2 protein-coding genes are annotated in these 1,016 nt (G+C 45.8%); both read right to left on the reverse strand.

Features of this window, described 5'->3' with window-relative positions:
• Positions 1 to 463: MBL fold metallo-hydrolase (locus ACKI5G_RS08665; protein ID WP_407399502.1), on the reverse strand; the 463-nt coding region annotated here is incomplete at its 3' end.
• A 33-nt stretch (positions 464 to 496) separates the two neighbouring features.
• On the reverse strand, positions 497 to 1,016 hold a 520-nt coding region (locus ACKI5G_RS08670; protein ID WP_407399504.1), incomplete at its 5' end, for an ACT domain-containing protein.

Below are 1,016 nucleotides of genomic sequence, written 5' to 3' on the forward strand. Positions count from 1 at the left end.
CAAACAAAGTATCTCCACTAAAGAGAGCGCCTCCACCATACAGGCAAATACCGCCCTTGGTGTGTCCCGGAGTGCTTATAACCCTTAAAGTACACTTACCAAAGGATATATTGTCTCCATCATTAAGGAGTATATCCGCTGGTTTTCCCTCTACAAGTCCGCCGCCGGTAAAGGCAGATAAATTTTTCTTGCCGTCTGTAAGCATATCGGCATCATCCTTATGAATGGCCACTGGCACTTTGAGTTTTTCCCTTAGCTCATCCACTGCCCCAATATGGTCAAAATGGCCATGGGTAAGAACCACCAGCTTAACGTCAATTCCAGCCTCTTCTATATACGCCAATATACTTTTAGCATTGTCACCAGGATCTATTACCATGCCTTCATCAGTGGAATTGTCCTTTAAAATATAACAATTTGTCCCCACCATACCGGCAACTAGGGTTTTTACCGAAAAATCCATTATCTCACTTCACTCTCTATTAGTGCACTGGCACTAGCCATTACGCTTATCAGCGTTGTTGGTCATAGCCCGGCTTACGCTGTAGACATCCTTCAAACGACGTATTTTGGTCATTAAGGAGTTAACCTGTGATGCCGCACTTACCTCAACACCAAGCATGACCACTGAAGTCTTGTTATTACGGTTGGTACGGGCATTTACGGAGCTGACATTCATCTTCATTTCGGCCGGAACCGCCAAAATATTGGTAAGAATCCCCGCCGAATCATTACAATGAATCTCAACCTCCACAGTATAGTTCTTATCGATGCCCACATCCCAATTTACGGCAATAACCCGAGATGCATCATTATCTGTAATGGCCACATTCGGACAATCTGAACGATGAACGGACACACCACGCCCCTTGGTAATAAAGCCGGTAATAGGGTCACCTGGGATTGGGTTACAGCACTTAGCCAAACGCACCAGCATGCCGCCTTCTCCCTCCACCAAAATACCATGACTGGCCTTGGATTTACCGGAGGAACCATGGGGTCTTTTAAGACGTTCC

It is taken from the genome of Anaerovibrio sp., assembly GCF_045637405.1.
Classification (GTDB): Bacteria; Bacillota; Negativicutes; order Selenomonadales; family Selenomonadaceae; genus Anaerovibrio.